Raw genomic sequence first — 17605 nt, 5'->3', positions numbered from 1 at the left:
GGCAGAAATGCTGGATCAACAGACCCTTGACCGACTATGGGACTTCGATGACCCCGCGCTTTCGGAGGCCCGGTTCCGCGAAGCGTCCAACGATCCGTCCTACGACGCCGACGAGCGGGCGGAGCTCACCACCCAGCTGGGCCGGGCCATCGGCCTGCAGGGCCGGTATGAGGAGGCCGACGCGCTGCTGGACGCGGTCGACGGCGACGAGCCCACCGTGGCGGTCCGGGTGCTGCTGGAACGCGGTCGGGTGCTGAATTCCAGTGGCCACGCGGAGATGGCCGTGCCGCTCTTTGAACAGGCCGCCGAGCTCGCGGACCACCTGGGCGAGGAATTCCTGGCCGTGGACGCCCTGCACATGCTCGCGCTGGCCGACTCCGCCCAAGCCGAAACCTGGACCCGCAGCGCCCTGGAGTACGCCTCCACGGTGCATGATGCACGGACCAAACGGTGGCTGGTGGCACTGCACAACAACCTGGGCTGGACGCTGCATGATGCCGGCCGCTGCACGGAGGCGATGGTGGAGTTCCAGCTCGCGGAGCAGTGGGCCGAACGCGTCGGCACCCCGCGGCAGCAGGAACTGGCCCGGGAAGCCATCCAGGCCTGCTGACCCCGCCCCACAACTCCAACGCGGGGTCACTTACGGCCCGTAACGGCCCCGGGAATGGGCCGGATGTGACCCCGCGTTGTCCTGTTGCAAGAATGGAAGACCATCCCGCCACCACGAAAGGCACACTCCCGTGATCTTCATTGTCGTAAAATTCAAGGTCAAGCCCGACTGGTCGGAGCGTTGGCTCGGCCTCGTGGAGGACTTCACCCAGGCCACCCGGAAGGAACCGGGCAACCTCTGGTTCGACTGGTCCCGCGGCGTGGAGGATCCCAACGAGTTCGTCCTCGTCGAGGCGTTCCAGGACGACGCGGCCGGAGACCATGTCAACAGTGCACACTTCAAGCAGGCCATGGCGGACATGCCGCAGGCGCTGCTGGAGACCCCCCGGATCATCAGCCGACAGCTCGACGGCGACGGCTGGGACCGGATGGGCGAACTCACCGTCGCGTAGAAGGGATGAGCGCCATGTGGATCGGCTGGATTGAGTTCGATGTGCTCCTCGGCGACGTCCACAGCCTGAAGGAGAAACGCTCCGTGCTGCGTCCGGTGCTTGCAGAGCTCAAGCGCCGCTTCGACGTTTCCGTGACCGAGGCAGGCTACCAGGATCAACACCGCCGCACCGAGATCGGCGTCGGGCTGGTCGCGGCGGACCGGGCGCACCTGATCGAGGTGCTGGCCGCCGTCGACCGCTTCATGGCCGCGCGCCCCGAACTGGAACTGCTCAGCGCCCGCCAGCGAGAACTCCGCAGCGACGACTGAAAAGACAACGCGGGGTCACATCGCGCCCATCCCGGAGGGATTTATGGGCGCGAAGTGACCCCGCGTTGCTTGGTGGGGGCGGGCTAGCCGAAGTACTTCGGCAGGGTGGCCTCGTGGGCTTCGCGGAGCGCGTCGAGGTTCATGGTCTCGACGCCGGTGATCTCCAGCGTGCCGCCCTCCGCGTCCACGACGCCGATCCGCAGGTGCGGGAAGCCGCGGGCGGTGCACATGTCCGTGAAGCGGATCTCCTCGGACCGGGGCACGGCCACAATGGCGCGGCCCTGCGTCTCGGAGAACAGCGCGGTGAACAGGTCCACGCCGTCGCGGTCCAGGACATCCTGGAGTGCGATCCGGGCGCCCACGCCGTAGCGCAGCGAGGACTCCACGAGGGCCGCCGCGAGGCCGCCTTCGGAGAGGTCATGCGCGGAGTCGACCATGCCGTCCCGGGAGGCGTTGATCAGGATCTCGCCCAGGGCGCGTTCGGCGGCGAGGTCAACCTTGGGCGGCAACCCGCCGAGGTGCCCGCGCATGTTGGACCATTCCGAACCGTCCAGTTCCGCTGCCGTCGTGCCGAGCAGGTAGATGGCCTGGCCGTCTTCCTTCCAGCCCGACGGCGTGCGGCGGGCGACGTCGTCGAACTTGCCCAGCACGGCCACCACGGGGGAGGGGTGGATGGGGACGCTGCCGGTCTGGTTGTAGAGCGAGACGTTGCCGCCGGTGACCGGGACGCCCAGCACCATGCAGGCGTCGGACAGGCCGCGGATGGCCTCGGCCAGCTGCCACATGACGTCGGGGTCCTCGGGGGAGCCGAAGTTCAGGCAGTCGCTGACGGCCATCGGCACGGCACCGGAGGTGGCGACGTTGCGGTAGGCCTCGGCCAGTGCCAGCTGCGCGCCGTGGTACGGGTCGAGGAACGTGTAGCGGCCGTTGGCGTCGGTGGCGAGGGCCACGCCCAGCCCGGTCTCCTCGTCCACCCGGACCACGCCGGCGTCGTCCGGGAACGCCAGGGCGGTGTTGCCGCCGACGTAGCGGTCGTACTGGTTGGTGATCCAGGACTTGTCGCACATGTTCGGTGAGGCGACGAGCTCGGTGATGGCGGCGGCCAGGTCCGCGGGGGCGGACGGGCGGCCGGCGTCCTGCACGGACCCGGTGAAGGCATCGGCCTGGACGGCGTCCTGCCATTCGGGGCGGGCGTACGGGCGGTCGTAGACCGGGCCGTCGTGGGCGACGGTGCGCGGGTCGACGTCGACGATGACCTCGCCTTCCCACGTGATGATCAGGCGGCCGGTATCGGTCACCTCACCCAGCCAGGAGTACTCCACAGCCCACTTGTCCATGACCGCTTCAAACGCGGCGACGTTTTCCGGGGTGACGACGGCCATCATGCGTTCCTGCGACTCGGACATCAGGATTTCGCCCGGGGTCAGGGTGGGGTCGCGGAGCAGGACGGAGGTCAGCTCGACTTCCATGCCGCCGTCGCCGTTGGAGGCGAGCTCGGACGTGGCACAGGAGATGCCCGCGGCGCCGAGGTCCTGGATGCCCTCGACGAGGGAGCCCTTGAACAGCTCGAGGCAGCACTCGATCAGGATCTTCTCGGCGAAGGGGTCGCCCACCTGGACGGCGGGGCGCTTGGACGGTTTGGTGTCGTCGAAGGACTCCGAGGCCAGCACGGACGCGCCGCCGATGCCGTCGCCGCCGGTGCGGGCGCCGAAGAGCACGACTTTGTTGCCCTTGCCGGAGGCGTTGGCGAGGCGGATGTCCTCGTGGCGCATCACGCCGACGGCAAGGGCGTTGACCAGCGGGTTGCCCTGGTAGACCGAGTCGAAGACCATTTCGCCGCCGATGTTCGGCAGGCCCAGGGAGTTCCCGTAGCCGCCGATGCCGGCCACGGCGCCGTGCATGACGCGGGCCGTGTCCGGGTGGTCGATGGCGCCGAAACGCAGCGGATCCATCACGGCCACCGGGCGGGCGCCCATCGAGATGATGTCGCGGACAATCCCGCCGATGCCGGTTGCGGCACCCTGGTAGGGCTCCACGAACGACGGCGAGTTGTGCGACTCGATCTTGAACGTCACGGCCCAGCCGTCGCCCAGGTTGGTGACGCCGGCGTTTTCGCCGATGCCCACGAGCATGTCCTTTTTCATCTCGTCGGTCACCTTGTCGCCGAACTGGCGCAGGTGGTTCTTCGAGGACTTGTAGGAGCAGTGCTCGCTCCACATCACGGAGTACATGGCGAGTTCCGCGCCGGTCGGGCGGCGGCCCAGGACCTTGACGACCTCATCGAACTCGTTCTGCTTCAGGCCCAGTTCGGCCCAGGGGAGGTCGACGTCCGGGGTCTTGGCCGCGTTCTCGACGGTGTCGATATTGAACTTCTTGGTCTCGGTGGCGGTGCCGGCCGTCTGGCCAGTCGGCGTCTCCGTCATTTGTTGTCTCCCACGATTTTGTTCAGTACAGAGGTGAAGAAGCCAAGGCCCTCGGTGCCGGAGCCGGTTTCGGGGCCGAACCCGGCTTCCACTGCGTGCTCCGGATGCGGCATGAGGCCAACGACGTTGCCTGCAGGGTTGGAGATGCCGGCGATGTCGCGGCGGGAGCCGTTCGGGTTGAAACCGACGTAGCGGAACACCACGCGGCCCTCCGCCTCCAGGGCATCGAGGGTCTTCTCGTCCGCGATGTACTGGCCGTCCTGGTTTTTCAGCGGCACCGTGATTTCCTGGCCGGCGGCGTAGTCGCGGGTCCAGGCGGTGGTGTTGTTCTCCACGCGCAGGATCTGGTCGCGGCACATGAACTTCAGGTGGTCGTTCTTGATCATCGAGCCGGGCAGCAGGTGCGATTCGGTGAGGATCTGGAAGCCGTTGCAGATGCCCAGAACGGGCAGCCTGGCATCCGAACGGGCGGCATCGATGATCTTGGACATCAGCGGCGCGAACCGGGCGATAGCTCCCGCACGGAGGTAGTCACCGTAGGAGAAACCGCCGGGAATCACGACGGCGTCAACGTCGCCGAGGGCGGTGTCGGCGTGCCACAGTTCAACCGGTGTGGCGCCGGCCAGGCGCACCGCGCGGGCGGCGTCGCGGTCGTCCAGGGTTCCGGGGAACGTGATGACGCCGATCTTTGCACCAGCGAGCCTGCGAGCACCAGCAGAGTCTGCGGCGACGGCGATGGCTTCGCCGATCAGGGGGAGTTCAGTCATCTCAGGCCTCGACGACCTCGACGTTGACGACGTCCTCGATGACCGGGTTGGACAGCAGGGTCTCTGCGGCGTTCCGGGCCTGGGCCAGGATCTCTTCGGTCACCTCGCCGTCGACGGTCAGTTCAAAGCGTTTGCCCTGGCGGACAGCGCTAAAGGCGGTGAAGCCCAGTCGGGGGAGTGCACCCACGATGGCCTTCCCCTGCGGGTCGAGAATCTCGGGCTTGGGCATGACGTCGACAACGATCCGGGGCATCCGGCAACTCCTGTGCGTGAGCATTGGGTAAGGGCGCAGCGGAGTGGTGCCGTCTCACGCCGGTCCGCTGTGTGGTGAGGACAACGTAAGGGGCGCTCCGCGAGCTTGCACGCCCATTCTACCGGCCGCGGTGCGTCCGGCCGCATTCGGGCTGGGAGTGTGAACGGTGCGGGCCCGGGCGCGGGGGCGGGACGCCGGGACAGCGCCTCCGTGACAGAACCTGTCACCCCTGTGACCTGCGACGACGCTATGGTCACTGTGGTGCCCCGTCAGTAGCATGTGCGTATGGCTGAGAAATCGAAATCCGTGCTTTTGCCCGTTGTTGCTGCTGCCGTTTTCGCCGGCCTCGGGCGCATGGTCCTGCAGAAGGTCATGGCGGACCGGAAGGCCAGGGAAAGCAACGTGGCCGGGCCCCTCGATGCGAAGACCCGGGCCTGGATCAGCGAAGTTGTCAGGACCCCCCGCCAGTAGCGGGCAGGGGCCGTTCGCCCCCAGATCGACCGACCCGACAGGGCCGTCCGCGCCCCTCCGGCGCCGCCGGTCCATAGAGTGCTGTCGAATTGATTGACAAATTTTGATTTCCGCTTTGTGTTCTATGTCATAACTGGCTCTCAGTCTGTACTGTATGAATCGGCTGGTATCCGTCGGGGCCGTGAGAGTCTCAGCTTTTTATGTCCTGCCAGTCTTTGACCCGGCAGCAAGGTCGGGGCCGTTCCTTATGAAAGGTTCAATACACGTGAATTCACCAGGAAAGAGCTTCCTTCGAAGCGGGGGACTCCGGAGGGCCGTGGCACTGACCCTGGGCTTGCCGCTGCTCTTGTCAACAGTCGCGCTCCAGCCGGCCACCGCAGCCCCTGCTGCGGGCTCCGCCGTCGCGGGAGTGGCGCAGAAGAATCTGGATCCGAACAGCTACAAGGACGGCCGCTACATCGTTGTCCTGACCGAGGATCCTGCGGCCACGTACGAGGGCGGCACGCCCGGCCTGGCGGCAACCAAGCCGGAATCGGGCAAGAAGCTGGACGCCAATCGGGCCGAGGTGCAGCAGTACGAGTCGCACCTCGAAAAGAAGCAGGCCGAGGTAGCAGGCCAGCAGAACGTCCAGATCAACCGGCAGTTCACGGCGGCCCTGAACGGCTTCAGCGCGAACCTCACTGCGGACCAGGCCATCAAGCTGGCCAAGGATCCCGGTGTGCTGGCGGTTGCCCCTGACACGGAAAACGCTCCGGACTATTCCAGCACCGACTTCCTGAAGCTCAGCGGAGCCAACGGCACCTGGAACACGAAGTTCGGCGGCCAGGATGGAGCCGGCAAGGGCGTCGTCGTCGGTGTGATCGACACCGGCTACACCCCGGACAGCGCGTTCTTCGCCGGGGAAGAGGTCAAGCCCCTCGTCGGCCAGCCTGTCGTCGGTGTGCCGTACCGGACCGCGGACGGCAAGATTGCGATGCTCAAGTCCGACGGCGGCCTCTTCACCGGGGAGTGCCAGAAGGGCACTGGAACAGGCGCGAGCTTCGACGGCTCTGCCTGCAACTCCAAGGTCCTGAGCGCGCACTACTTCGCCGAGGACTTCCTGCGTTACGTCCCCCCGGCCGACCGCGCTCCGGAGGAAGTGCTCTCCCCGGTCGATGTCGCCAGTCACGGCACCCACACCGCGAGCACCGCGGCGGGCAATGCCAACGTCGAGACGTTCGTCGACGGGCGCAGCTTCGGGCTGACCAGCGGCGTAGCGCCGGCCGCGAAGCTCTCCGTTTACAAGGTCTGCTGGGAAGACACCGATCCCAACACGGGCGGCTGCTACAGCTCCTCGTCCGTTGCCGCCGTCGACCGGGCCATCAAGGACGGGGTGGACGTTCTGAACTACTCGATCTCCGGTTCTGCGACGTCCGTTATCGACCCTGTCTCGATTGCGTTCCTGAACGCAGCCTCGGCCGGCATCTTCGTCGCCGCCTCCGCCGGCAACTCCGGCCCCACGGCCAGCACCGTCAACCACGGCGCACCGTGGGTCACCACCGTTGCGGCCAGCAGCTTCTCCCAGGAGCTCCAGGGCACGGTTGAATTCGCCGACGGCGCCAAGTTCCGCGGCGCCAGCATCATGAACAAGGAGGTCAAGGATGCCGGCGTTGTGCTGGCTGCCAACGCGGCCCTCACCGCCGGTGACCGGAACGCGGCGCTTTGCGGCCCAGGCACACTGGACCCCGCCAAGGTCGCCAGCAAGGTCGTCGTCTGTGACCGCGGCGTATTTGACCGTGTCGCCAAGAGTGCCGAGGTTGCCCGTGGGGGCGGCGCCGGCATGATCCTGGTGAACCTGACCACCTCCTCGCTGGACACCGACCAGCACGCTGTCCCGACCGTCCACGTGAACCCGCCGGCCACCGAGGCGATCAAGGCCAAGGTTACGGCCACCCCGGATATCAAGGTTTCCCTGGTCAACAAGGACACCACGGGGCTGCCGCTGGAAGCGCAGCCGCAGATTGCCGGCTTCTCCTCCCGGGGGCCGCTGCTGGCCACCGCTTCGGATCTGCTGAAGCCTGACGTCGCCGCTCCGGGTGTTGCAGTCCTGGCCGGTGTGTCGCCGATCGGTTCCGGCGGTGCCAAGTTCGGCTTTATGTCCGGCACCTCGATGGCATCGCCCCATGTTGCCGGTTTCGGGGCGCTGCTCCTGGGCAAGAACCCGAAGTGGTCCCCGGCAATGGTCAAGTCCGCCATGATGACCACGGCAGGCAATGTAGTGAACGCCGACGGTTCCAAGAACACCGACGTCCTTGCTACCGGCGCCGGCCAGGTCGATCCGGCACGGATGGTGGATCCGGGACTGGTCTATGACGCGAATCTGCAGGACTACAGGAAGTTCATCCAGGGCACCGGTGTCAATCTGGGCCTGCCGTCCAGCACCCTGCCGCGGGACATGAACGTCGCGTCCTTCTCGCTGGGCAACCTCACCGGCAAGATCGAGGTCACCCGAACGGTCACGGCGCTGACCCCCGGCGTCTACAAGGTCAAAGCCAATGTGCCCGGAATTGCGGTCAACGTGGCTCCTGCTGCCCTGAACTTCAAGGCGGCCGGCGAAAAGAAGACCTTCAAGGTGACCTTTGAGAACAAGAACGCTGCCCTCGGCCAGTTCGCCATGGGTTCGTTGAGCTGGGAGGGTGCCGGCAAGACCGTCACCTCGCCGATCGCAGTCCGTCCGCAGTCCGCCGTGGCCGCGAAGGATGTCTTCTTCAGTGCCGCTTCCGGCACCGGCTCGGGTGACATCAGCGTTGTCTCCGGCACCGACAAGCCGATCAGCATGACCCTGGACGGCCTGTCCAAGGCGGATTCCACTGCCGTGGAGCTGATCCCGGGGCCGTTCACGGGCCAAGCCGATGCCTCGACCTTCGTCAAGACGGTCACGGTTCCGGCTGGCGCTCCGCTGGCCAAGTTCTCGGTCTTCTCCTCTGACCCGGACTCGGACTTCGACATGTGGGTCGTCACCCCCACGGGCGTCGAGCAGGTGGCGACATCGTCCTCCAGTGAGTCGCTGTCGATCGCAAACCCGGCCGCGGGCGAGTACACGATCTACGCGAACCTGTACTCCAGTCCGGACGGCACGGCCCGCAAGGCAAGTGTCGATGCCGCGATCCTTGGCGCGAACGAGAACAATGCGACGCTCACGCCGAACCCGCTGGTTCTGCCGAACGGTGAAACGGGCAAGGTCACGCTGAACTGGACCGGTCTCAAGCCCGGCTCCTACATCGGACGGATCACCTTTGCCGGTGCCAGCGAGCCGACCTTCGTCAGTGTCCTCGTGAACGCTGACGGCACCGCCTCGGTCGCGCCGACGGCGGAAGGCTCAACCGGGCAGTCTAAGGTCCAGAGCCAGGAGCTGGAGCGCCCCGACAACGCCATCTAGGCGCTGCTCCAACCCCTAGCAGGCAAAGTTACAACCCTTAAAAGGCAATGGCCGGCGGTCTCCACCGCCGGCCATTGCCTTTTAAGTTGCCCCTCCGGGAAGCTGGGGAATGAGGAGCCGGTGGCCGCGGTGCCGGGTCAGATGGCGCCCGTGGAACCCGCGACGCCGCCCAGCAGCGGCGCCATCGCGCGCCAGCGGGCGATCTCGCAGCCGTCGGTGCGGCTGAACCGGCTGTTGACCTCCCGGCCCAGAAACCAGCCCGTCACCACGGCGACCTGCGGGCCGCCGTACTGCTGGGTGCACATTTTTGGCGGACCGGGCTTGGGGAAGAAAACGGCCTCCCCATGCTCCGTGACGGCCGCGAGGGCCGCGGCGGAATCCGGGAGCGTGCACCCCCCGGCCAGGGTGCCGCCGTTTGCCGCCAGCTGAAACACGTATTCGGGTGCACCCGGGGCCTCGGTCAGCCGGACGGTGAGATCGATTTCGTGCCGGCTGTGAGGGTGGTCAGTGGATGTCATTGCGGTCCTTCCGTGCGTTCGGTGGCAGGGCCAGGGCCGGAACCCGTCGACGCGAGCAGGGGCGTGAGCTCCCGCAGCAGCCGCTGCCGCAGTTCCTGCGATTCGGCGGCAAAAGACCGCTGGTATTCAACGTACTCGGCCTTGCCCTCGGGCGTTTCGATCGGGATGGCGGGATACCCCCACTCGCTCAAGTCATAGGGGGACGCCTGCATGTCCATGGCCCTGATCCGCCACGAGAGTTCGAAGCAATCCATCACCAGCTCACTCGGCAGCAGCGGGGCAAGCTTGTAGGCCCACTTGTACAGGTCCATGTTGGCGTGCAGGCAGCCGGGTTGTTCCATCGTCCGCTGGTTCTCCCGGCTTGGCTGCAGGCTGTTGAGCGTCACAGCGTCAGGAGTGTAAAAACGGAAGGCGTCGAAGTGCGAGCAGCGGATCCGGTTCTCCTGGACCACCTCGTCAGTCCGTCCGGAGCCGAGCCGCAACTGGAGGTACTCGTGCCGGAGATCGAATTTGTCCTGCCGGTAGACCATGGCCCATTCGTGTAGTCCGAAGCAGCCGAACTGGGCCGGCCGCGCCGCCGTTCCGGCCAGGATGATGCCGGCGAACTGCAGCGCGTCCCGGCGGTCCCGGACGAAGGCCGCGGTGTCGACCGTGACGGCCGGTGTGCCCGGCGGGAGGCCCGCCAAGGCGAGTTCGACGTCGTCGGGCGTGCGGTAGTACTTCCAGCCGGTACGGTCCGCTGCGGCGGGACCGGAGAGCACGACGCCGGCGCCCGGGTGCCAGCGCAGCAGCTGGCCCGGTTTCTGGGTGTAGTAGGTGAAGAGGAAGTCCTCGACCGGGTGCTTCTGGCCGGCGGACCGCCGGGCGAGGTACGGGTCCGCGTAGCGCCGGACGCGCGCCTGGTGATCGGCCTGGCGCGGCAGCCAGTCTTCCTGGGGCAGGTGCTGCAGCTTAGACAGCTCCGCCGGTGGAGCCCAGGACGTCCTTGGCGGCGTTCCAGGCGGCGATCTCGCAGCCGTCGCGCAGGCTGAAGGCCGCGTCGACAGCGTGGCCGTCCACGACGCCGGTGACCGTGGCCTGCTGGGGGCCGCCGTACTGCTGGGTGCAGGCCTGGTCCGTGGGGCGCGGGCCGGGGCTGAGGAGCGCCGCGTTGTTCTTCAGGGCGGCGCAGCCGGCGGCGGCGTTGGGGTGCTGGCTCTCGGCGGCCGGGACGCCGTCCACGCACACGAGAGTGAAGTTCGCCGGGGTTCCGGTCTCGGACGGTTTGACCATGATGGCCAGTTCGGCGTTGCCCTGTCCGGGGCCGGAGGTCACCGGTGCGGCAGACGGGGAGGGTGCCGGGGTCTTCGTTTCGGTGTCCGGGGAGACGGTGCCCGTCGGGCTTGCCGTGCTCGACGGTGCGGAAGCCGTGGGCGACGGGGCAGATCCCGGCGAGCAGGCCGCCAATCCGGCCACCGCCATCAGAACCAGCGCCGCGTGAGTCAGTTGCTTGCGCATCAGCTGTCCTCCTGTGTTTTGCCCAGTCTACCGCCGGGGCGCGTCCTTGGAAGCGGTCTTTGTGGCCGCAATCAGGGCCGTCATGGAGGCGTGCAGCCGGCCGACCTCTTCGCGGCTGAGGCCCAGCAGCTCCATCATCGTTCCAGGCACGGCGGTGGCCTGCTGGCGCAGCGCGGCGCCCAGCGGTGTCAGGCCCACGGCAAGGGTCCGTTCGTCTCCCGGCACGCGCTGGCGGGTGATGAACCCGGCGCCCTCCAGCCGGCGCAGCAGCGGTGAGATGGTTGCCGGCTCCTGGGCGAGGGCCTCGCTGATGTCGCGCAGGGAGCGGGGGCTGGACTCCCAGAGGCAGAGCATCACCAGGTACTGGGGGTGGGTCAGTCCGAGCTTGTCCAGGACCGGTTTGTACGCGCCGACAACACTCCGGGAGGCCACCGTCAGGGCGAAGCAGAGCTGGTGTTCCAGCAGGAGGTCATCCTGGATGTCGTCGGTTACGTCTGTCACGGGGGCCTCCGTTGATAGTTAGTGCACTAATTATTAGCGTACACTGGGGACATCGTTTCGTTCATTAGGAGTGGATAGTGATGGCCAAGGAAAGCACCGACAACGCCTCCCAGAAGTTCATGCGCGCGACGGGCAGGCTCAGGATGATTTTCGGGCCGGCCAACCGCAGCTCCCTTGGACACGAGATGACGGAGCAGAACCGGCAGCTGCTGGCCCAGCGCGAAGCCGAAACCCAGCAGTGGGAGACCATCCACCGCCCCGACGGCAGCACCTACGTTGTGCCGCGCAACCCCGAGGACAAATCGCTGCGGTAAATCCGGCTCCGGCTGCGGCTCCCTCCGGGGCTCCCGCACACATCCGGGCGGGCTCCCGGGCCGTATTCCGGCAAGTTCCCGGGCCGGCGGCCCCATGCCTTTTCCCGACGCCGGGCGTAAAATGGGCTCACTGGCACCAGCACATGCCACGGCTTTCCCCGAGGCCCGGACACTGGAGAGGGGGTGGGAATTGTGGCAATTGCACTGCGGAAGATGGCACTCAGGCAGCGCCTGCATCCGACGTCATGGGCACGCTTCCTTTTCGGCCCTGCCTCGCGGGGGGATTACACCGCGCCGGTTGTGCACAAAAATGACGACTTTGAGCAGGCCTCTTCACTGGAACTCGCCGGTTTCGAAGTGGAAACCGATGCGCAGGGACGTCACTACGCTGTCCGAAAGGAAGACCTCCCGAAAGAGGAAGTCTGACCAACGCCCTGAGGGGGCAAGGGAAAGGGAGCGGCAGACGCCGCTCCCTTTCCCTTTTAATCCCGGGGGCTAATCCTCGGTGCTGATCCTCGGCGCGGCTCAGCGGCCGGTGCCGCCGTACACCGTTGCCTCGTCCTCGCTGTCCAGGTCGAAAGCCTTGTGGATGGCGCGCACGGCGTCGTCGAGCAGGTCCGCGTGGGTCACGACGGAAATCCGGATCTCCGAGGTGGAGATCATGTTGATGTTGATCCCGGCTTCGGAGAGGGCGGCGAAGAACCGCGCCGAGACGCCCGGGTGGGAACGCATGCCGGCGCCGATCAGGGACAGCTTGCCGATCTTCTCGTTGTATTCGATGGTTTCGAAACCGATCCGGTCCTGCGCGGCGTGCAGGGCGGCGAGGGCGTCGGCGCCCTCGACGATCGGCAGCGTGAAGGAGATGTCAGTCCGGCCGGTCCCGTGGGTGGAAACGTTCTGGACGATCATGTCGATGTTCGAGTGGGAATCGGCGATGACCTGGAAGATCGCCGCTGCTTTGCCGGGGATATCCGGAACCCCGACAACCGTGACCTTGGCCTCGGAACGGTCGTGTGCAACACCGGAGATGATTGGCTGCTCCAAGGCAACTCCCTCTTGGGTTGTGATCTTGTCGTCGGCACTGGGGAGGACCCAGGTGCCTTCGTTCTGGCTGAATGAGGAACGGACGTGCAGGGGCACGCCAAACCGGCGCGCGTATTCGACGCAGCGCAGGTGCAAGATCTTGGCGCCGGACGCGGCGAGTTCGAGCATTTCCTCGCTGGAGATCCGGTCGATTTTTCGGGCGGTCGGGACGACCCGCGGATCGGCGGTGTAGATCCCGTCGACGTCCGTGAAAATTTCGCACACGTCGGCGTCGAGGGCGGCGGCCAGGGCCACCGCCGTCGTGTCCGAGCCGCCGCGGCCCAGTGTGGTGATTTCGTTGGTGGTGCGGCTCATGCCCTGGAAGCCCGCGACGATCGCGATGTGCCCCTTGTCCAGGGCCGTGCGGATCCGGTGCGGGTCGACGTCGATGATCCGGGCCTTGCCGTGGATGCCGTCGGTGATCATGCCGGCCTGGGAGCCGGTGAAGGACTGGGCGGAGGCGCCGAACTTGTTGATGGCCATGGCCAGCAGGGCCATTGAGATGCGTTCGCCGGCGGAAAGGAGCATGTCCATCTCACGGGCCGGGGCCGAGTCGGTCACCTGGGCCGCGAGATCGAGCAGTTCATCGGTGGTGTCGCCCATGGCGGAGACCACCACAACCACTTCATCGCCGGCGTTCTGGGCATCCACGATCCGCCGGGCCACGCGTTTGATGCCCTCGGCGTCCGCCACGGAGGAGCCGCCGAACTTCTTCACCACAAGGTGCTTCGTGGCAACGGCAGAGACGGGCCGCTCCTGCGGCTGCGGTCCGGGATGGACTTCGGTAGTGGGCAAACTCATGCGCGCACCCTCACTGCATCATCGGGGTTCTGGGCCAGGCAACCAAACGGCGCGACGGCGTAACTTCTCCCCCCAGTTTATCGCCGCGGGCCCCCGGTTGCTGAATTGTGACCGAATGCCAGACAATCCGGCCCGCGTCCCGCCGGACATGCCCTCCGCCGCGGTCCAGGAGTGGGCATGCGCTCCGCCGCGGTCCAGGAGTGGACATGCGCTCCGGCCCGGTCCGGGCATGCCCTCCGCCGCGGTCCAGAAGTGGACATGATGGCACTATGTCCATCCCCGGGCGCAGGAGCTGGGCATGTCCTCCCGGAGGACCGGAGCACGACGGCGGCAGGACCGGCGTCGCTCAGGCGCAGGCCACTAGCTCAGGGCGTTGCGGCGGCCTTCGAAAGCCCGGCCGAGGGTGACCTCGTCGGCGTACTCGAGATCGCCTCCCACGGGCAGTCCTGATGCAAGCCGCGTCACGGCGATGCCAATCGACTTGAGCATGCGCGCGAGGTAGGTCGCCGTGGCTTCGCCCTCCAGATTGGGGTCCGTGGCGAGGATGATTTCCTGGATGGCGCCGTCGTTGAGCCTGGTGAGGAGTTCGCGGATCCGGAGCTGCTCGGGGCCGATGCCGGCAATGGGGTTAATCGCCCCGCCCAGCACGTGGTACCGGCCGCGGAAGGAGCGGGTGCGTTCGACGGCGAGGACGTCCTTGGATTCCTCGACGACGCAGATGATCGAGGGGTCCCGGCGGGGATCGCGGCAGATGTTGCATAGTTCCTGCTCGGTGACGTTGCCGCAGACCGTGCAGAACTTGACCCGTTCCTTGACGGTGGTGATGGCGTCCACGAGTCGTTTCATGTCCTGCGGGTCGGCCTCAAGGATATGGAAGGCCAGCCGCTGGGCGGACTTGGGCCCTACTCCGGGAAGGCGTCCGAGCTCGTCAATCAGCTCTTGAACTGCACCTTCGTACACAATGTCCTCGTTCGTTTGGGGTGGTGCCGGACGGAGGGCCCGGCGGGGAGGCTAGAAGCGCGGCGGCAGCGGGCTTCCGTCCAGGGACCGCTCTTCGACCAGCTTTCCGCCCAGGATGCGTTCGACGGCGGCCCGTCCGAAGACACCGGATTCCTCGATCGTTTCGTCATCTGCGCTGGGGATGTCCTGGACATAGGTGGTGGCGGCCGCTGCCCGGGCGGGAGCCTTGGCCCGTCCGGCTTCGGCCTCCGGGCTGTTGGACAGCCGCTGGTAGAGGCTTTGGCGGCCCGCCGGGTTGGGCGCAACAGACGGTGCGGGGTCCGCCGCCGGCGATGCTGCAGGTGCTGGCGGGGCCGCCGGCAGGGCCTGTGCCGGTGCGGCCGGAGGGGCCGCGGGCACCGCGTTTGCCGGTGTGGCGGGCACGGCCACTGGCGCGGCGTCGGCTGAGGCTGGGACGGATCGGGCGCCTACCGCCACCAGTTCCGCGGGGTCTCCCCAGCTATTCGTCGAGGAGGTGACCGGTTCATACGCAGCGGAAGCCGACACTGCGGCGGCGTACTGCGGGACCTGGGCCGCCGCAGGTTCATAGTGCGGAGGTTCCGGCTCAGGCGCGGGCTCGGCAGCCGCCGACCCGTTCGGAGGGTAGCTTCCGACGTTGGAGTCCGCGCCGACCGCCCAGATCCCGGGGGACTGCTCGACGGCCCGGGCCCAGGGGTCGTCGGCGGTCTCGGGCGCCTCGGGGGCGGAAGCGTGGGCCGGTGACGTGCGGGATGCGGCGCCGGACCGCGCCGGAGCGGAAGCTTTCTTGCGCGTTGCCGCGGGCGCGGCGGGCGGCTGGGCTGCCCGTGCCACGGCGGGTGCGGAGGGGTCCCAGTCCATGGGCGGTTCCTCGTCCAGCGGCGGAGCGTCCTCGTCGCGCGGCGGACCCCAGTCATCGTCCGGGTAGGCGTAAGACCCGGCAGGTTCCGGGGACGAGCTGTCCCGTTCGCTTGCGGCTGCCGGTGCCGGGGCATGCACGGCTTCGGGGGCAGCGGCTGCCTGCGCCGGTGCGGGAGCGATGGGAACTGGAACTGGTGTCGGTGCCGCAGGGGCCGGCGTGACGGAGGCGGGGGCCGTTGCTGCCGGCGTGACGGGGGAGATGGCCCCACCCGGAGCGGCCGGGGCGGGTTCCGTGTGAGCTGGTTTTGTTGGTGCCGGGCCGGCCTGGGGTGCGGCGGCGGCCGGGGGCAGGCCCCAGTCGGCGTCGGTGGACGTGGCCGGGACGTCCCGGCTAACGGGTGCTTTTGGGTTTGGCTCAGAGCTCGCTGCGCTGTTGCTTCCGTTGGCCACGGCGTTGATCTGGCATTCGATGCCGATGGTCTTGTGGATCGCCTGGCGCAGGTTTTCGGAGTGATCCGCCCGGCCGAAAGCTCCAGCCAGCCCGGAGGTGGTGAACGCGAGTGTCAGGACATGGTCTTCGAAGTGGCCCACCTGGGCATTCGGTTCGACCAGGGCCCAGGTGCTCCGCTTGATTTTGCTCAGCGTCTGCAGGATCTCCGGCCAGGCCCGGCGGAGGACCTCGACGTCGGGACCTGATCCGGCGGCCCGCGCCGCCGCGGGTGCGGCAGAAGAAGGAGGTGCCGGGGCCGGCTGGTTCTGGACCGGAGCGGCCTCGGCCGGCTGGTTCTGGTCCGGCGCGGACGGCGCCGGGCCGGAAGGGACCGGGGCAGGCGGCGCGGCGACGTCAGGTGCCGGCCGGGCCGGTACGGCAGCGCGGGGTTCCGGGGTTTTCCCGGAAGCGCCGTTGGCCGTGGCGGGTTCGCCGACCGGCCAGTCGCCGGTGCTGACACGTGGCGCGGTGAGCGTTTCCCTGCCCGGTTCGGTGTCGCGCCCGGCCGCCACAGCAGCCGCGGGGGATGCCGTCCCAGGTGCAGCAACGGGAGCTGCGACTGCGGGAGCCGGAGTCAACGGCGCGGGGGCCGCCGGCTCGGGAGCGGGGGGGACCGCCGGTGTCGGAACAGCCGGCGCAGTGGCGGGAGTCCCGACGTCGTTCCCGGCGTAGTTCAGGCGGCGCTCCACCCGGTCGATCCGGGCGGCAATGCCGCGCTCGGTCTGCTCGGAGGAAGGCAGCAGGATGCGGGCGCACAGCAGTTCCAGGTGCAGCCGCGGCGAGGTGGCGCCGGTCATCTCGGTCAGCGCGGTGTTGGTGACGTCCGCTGCCCGGGACAGCTCGGCGGCGCCCAGGTTGTGGGCCTGGTTCTGCAGGCGCGCGATCTGGTCCGAGGGCATGCCGCGGAGGATTGACTGGGCGCTCTCCGGCATGGCCTGGACGATGATGAGGTCGCGGAAGCGCTCCAGCAGGTCCTCCACGAAGCGGCGCGGGTCATGCCCGGTCTGGATGACGCGGTCCACCGCGCGGAACACCGTGGCGGCGTCGGACGCAGCCACGGCCTCCACGACGTCGTCGAGCAGGGAAGCATGGGTGTAGCCCAGCAGTGCGACGGCCAGTTCGTAATCCAGGCCCGCCGGCCCGGCGCCGGCCATGAGCTGGTCCAGCACCGACAGCGAGTCCCGCACCGACCCACCTCCGGCGCGGATGACGAGCGAGAGCACACCGGGCGCCACGGGGACGTTTTCCTGGGTGCAAAGCAGTTCGAGATACGCCATGAGCGGCTCCGGCGGGACGAGCCGGAACGGGTAGTGGTGCGTGCGGGAGCGGATGGTGCCGATGACCTTGTCCGGCTCCGTGGTGGCAAAGATGAATTTGATGTGTTCCGGCGGCTCTTCGACGATCTTGAGCAGCGCGTTGAAGCCGGCAGACGTGACCATGTGGGCTTCGTCGATGATGAAGATCTTGTAGCGGTCCCGGACCGGGGCGTAGGTGGCCCGTTCGCGCAGGTCGCGGGCGTCGTCCACGCCGCCGTGGCTGGCGGCGTCAATCTCGATCACGTCGAGGGAGCCGGAACCGCCGCGGGCGAGTTCGACGCAGCTGGGGCATGTGCCGCAGGGGGTGTCTGTGGGGCCTGCGGCGCAGTTCAGGCAGCGGGCCAGGATGCGGGCGGAAGTGGTTTTTCCGCAGCCGCGGGGGCCGGAGAAAAGGTATGCGTGGTTGACGCGGTTCTTGCGCAGCGCCGTCATCAGCGGCTCGGTGACGTGTTCCTGCCCGATAACGTCGGCGAACGAATCAGGGCGGTATCGACGGTAAAGAGCGGTAGTAACAGTCACAGATAAACCCTACCAATCGGCACAGA

At 67.7% G+C, this 17605-nt stretch carries 17 protein-coding genes; 7 read left to right on the top strand and 10 right to left on the bottom strand.

Annotated elements, in window-relative coordinates; all coding sequences use genetic code 11:
- Positions 1-7: 7 nt before the first annotated feature.
- The 3 genes from AC1MFL_RS07125 (at position 8) to AC1MFL_RS07115 (ending at position 1369) form a co-directional block, all read left to right on the top strand.
- Positions 8-610, top strand: coding sequence for a hypothetical protein (locus tag AC1MFL_RS07125; RefSeq protein WP_479814340.1), 603 nt, complete (start codon positions 8-10; stop codon positions 608-610).
- A 130-nt stretch (positions 611-740) separates the two neighbouring features.
- Positions 741-1061 carry a putative quinol monooxygenase gene (locus AC1MFL_RS07120; protein ID WP_479814338.1) on the top strand — a complete coding sequence of 107 codons (321 nt, stop codon included), beginning with the start codon at positions 741-743 and terminating at the stop codon, positions 1059-1061.
- 14 nt (positions 1062-1075) lie between these two features.
- Positions 1076-1369, top strand: coding sequence for a DUF503 domain-containing protein (locus tag AC1MFL_RS07115; protein ID WP_479815370.1), 294 nt, complete (start codon positions 1076-1078; stop codon positions 1367-1369).
- A gap of 83 nt (positions 1370-1452) precedes the next feature.
- Here AC1MFL_RS07115 and purL read toward each other — a convergent pair whose 3' ends face one another.
- The 3 genes from purL to purS are packed head-to-tail and all read right to left on the bottom strand — an operon-like array spanning position 1453 to position 4812.
- Positions 1453-3792, bottom strand: a complete 2340-nt coding sequence (gene purL, locus AC1MFL_RS07110; RefSeq protein ID WP_479814336.1) for a phosphoribosylformylglycinamidine synthase subunit PurL — start codon at positions 3790-3792, stop codon at positions 1453-1455.
- Entirely contained in the window at positions 3789-4559 is a 771-nt protein-coding gene (gene purQ, locus AC1MFL_RS07105; RefSeq protein WP_479814334.1) for a phosphoribosylformylglycinamidine synthase subunit PurQ, read from the bottom strand. Before purQ ends, purL begins: the two co-directional genes overlap by 4 nt.
- Position 4560: 1 nt before the next feature.
- Positions 4561-4812 carry a phosphoribosylformylglycinamidine synthase subunit PurS gene (gene purS, locus AC1MFL_RS07100; RefSeq protein WP_056427643.1) on the bottom strand — a complete coding sequence of 84 codons (252 nt, stop codon included), beginning with the start codon at positions 4810-4812 and terminating at the stop codon, positions 4561-4563.
- Between the two features lie 285 nt (positions 4813-5097).
- On the opposite strand from purS, the gene AC1MFL_RS07095 reads away from it, so the two are divergent.
- On the top strand, positions 5098-5283 hold the full coding sequence (locus tag AC1MFL_RS07095; RefSeq protein ID WP_226759529.1) for a hypothetical protein: 186 nt from the start codon (positions 5098-5100) through the stop codon (positions 5281-5283).
- A 265-nt stretch (positions 5284-5548) separates the two neighbouring features.
- Positions 5549-8701, top strand: coding sequence for a S8 family serine peptidase (locus AC1MFL_RS07090; RefSeq protein WP_479814333.1), 3153 nt, complete (start codon positions 5549-5551; stop codon positions 8699-8701).
- A gap of 137 nt (positions 8702-8838) precedes the next feature.
- Here the strand turns inward: AC1MFL_RS07090 and AC1MFL_RS07085 are convergent, their stop codons facing one another.
- The 4 genes from AC1MFL_RS07085 to AC1MFL_RS07070 are packed head-to-tail and all read right to left on the bottom strand — an operon-like array spanning position 8839 to position 11217.
- Positions 8839-9219 carry a serine protease inhibitor gene (locus AC1MFL_RS07085; RefSeq protein ID WP_479814332.1) on the bottom strand — a complete coding sequence of 127 codons (381 nt, stop codon included), beginning with the start codon at positions 9217-9219 and terminating at the stop codon, positions 8839-8841.
- The gene (locus AC1MFL_RS07080) at positions 9216-10178 is read right to left on the bottom strand and encodes a 3-methyladenine DNA glycosylase (protein ID WP_479815368.1); all 963 of its coding nucleotides are present in this window, start codon (positions 10176-10178) and stop codon (positions 9216-9218) included. Before AC1MFL_RS07080 ends, AC1MFL_RS07085 begins: the two co-directional genes overlap by 4 nt.
- The gene (locus AC1MFL_RS07075) at positions 10171-10716 is read right to left on the bottom strand and encodes a serine protease inhibitor (protein ID WP_479814330.1); all 546 of its coding nucleotides are present in this window, start codon (positions 10714-10716) and stop codon (positions 10171-10173) included. The genes AC1MFL_RS07080 and AC1MFL_RS07075 overlap by 8 nt, the downstream gene beginning before the upstream one ends.
- Before the next feature lie 27 nt (positions 10717-10743).
- Positions 10744-11217, bottom strand: coding sequence for a MarR family winged helix-turn-helix transcriptional regulator (locus tag AC1MFL_RS07070; RefSeq protein WP_479814328.1), 474 nt, complete (start codon positions 11215-11217; stop codon positions 10744-10746).
- Positions 11218-11297: 80 nt separating this feature from the next.
- Between AC1MFL_RS07070 and AC1MFL_RS07065 the strand changes: the two genes are divergently transcribed.
- Entirely contained in the window at positions 11298-11531 is a 234-nt protein-coding gene (locus AC1MFL_RS07065; RefSeq protein WP_479814326.1) for a hypothetical protein, read from the top strand.
- A 213-nt stretch (positions 11532-11744) separates the two neighbouring features.
- Complete coding sequence (locus AC1MFL_RS07060; RefSeq protein ID WP_479815366.1) at positions 11745-11957, top strand: hypothetical protein; 213 nt, start codon at positions 11745-11747, stop codon at positions 11955-11957.
- Positions 11958-12056: 99 nt separating this feature from the next.
- Here the strand turns inward: AC1MFL_RS07060 and AC1MFL_RS07055 are convergent, their stop codons facing one another.
- The 3 genes from AC1MFL_RS07055 to AC1MFL_RS07045 form a co-directional block, all read right to left on the bottom strand.
- Positions 12057-13415: an aspartate kinase gene (locus tag AC1MFL_RS07055; protein WP_479814324.1), complete on the bottom strand. Its 1359-nt coding sequence runs from the start codon at positions 13413-13415 to the stop codon at positions 12057-12059.
- Positions 13416-13775: 360 nt separating this feature from the next.
- A complete protein-coding gene (recR, locus tag AC1MFL_RS07050; protein WP_226758922.1) occupies positions 13776-14375 on the bottom strand; it encodes a recombination mediator RecR in 600 nt (199 codons plus the stop codon).
- 51 nt (positions 14376-14426) lie between these two features.
- Positions 14427-17579 carry a DNA polymerase III subunit gamma and tau gene (locus AC1MFL_RS07045; RefSeq protein ID WP_479814323.1) on the bottom strand — a complete coding sequence of 1051 codons (3153 nt, stop codon included), beginning with the start codon at positions 17577-17579 and terminating at the stop codon, positions 14427-14429.
- Positions 17580-17605: the final 26 nt, after the last annotated feature.

This window comes from Arthrobacter sp. BG3 (genome assembly GCF_056680185.1).
This window is presented reverse-complemented; position numbering and strand designations above follow the sequence as displayed.

Excerpts from the sequence above, each read along its gene's own strand:
- AC1MFL_RS07125 (WP_479814340.1), top strand. The coding sequence starts at position 8 with ATGCTGGATCAACAGACCCTTGACCGACTATGGGACTTCGATGACCCC.
- AC1MFL_RS07115 (WP_479815370.1), top strand. The coding sequence starts at position 1,076 with ATGTGGATCGGCTGGATTGAGTTCGATGTGCTCCTCGGCGACGTCCAC.
- purL (WP_479814336.1), bottom strand. The coding sequence starts at position 3,792 with ATGACGGAGACGCCGACTGGCCAGACGGCCGGCACCGCCACCGAGACC.
- purQ (WP_479814334.1), bottom strand. The coding sequence starts at position 4,559 with ATGACTGAACTCCCCCTGATCGGCGAAGCCATCGCCGTCGCCGCAGAC.
- purS (WP_056427643.1), bottom strand. The coding sequence starts at position 4,812 with ATGCCCCGGATCGTTGTCGACGTCATGCCCAAGCCCGAGATTCTCGAC.
- AC1MFL_RS07095 (WP_226759529.1), top strand. The coding sequence starts at position 5,098 with ATGGCTGAGAAATCGAAATCCGTGCTTTTGCCCGTTGTTGCTGCTGCC.
- AC1MFL_RS07085 (WP_479814332.1), bottom strand. The coding sequence starts at position 9,219 with ATGACATCCACTGACCACCCTCACAGCCGGCACGAAATCGATCTCACC.
- AC1MFL_RS07075 (WP_479814330.1), bottom strand. The coding sequence starts at position 10,716 with ATGCGCAAGCAACTGACTCACGCGGCGCTGGTTCTGATGGCGGTGGCC.
- AC1MFL_RS07065 (WP_479814326.1), top strand. The coding sequence starts at position 11,298 with ATGGCCAAGGAAAGCACCGACAACGCCTCCCAGAAGTTCATGCGCGCG.
- AC1MFL_RS07060 (WP_479815366.1), top strand. The coding sequence starts at position 11,745 with ATGGCACTCAGGCAGCGCCTGCATCCGACGTCATGGGCACGCTTCCTT.
- AC1MFL_RS07055 (WP_479814324.1), bottom strand. The coding sequence starts at position 13,415 with ATGAGTTTGCCCACTACCGAAGTCCATCCCGGACCGCAGCCGCAGGAG.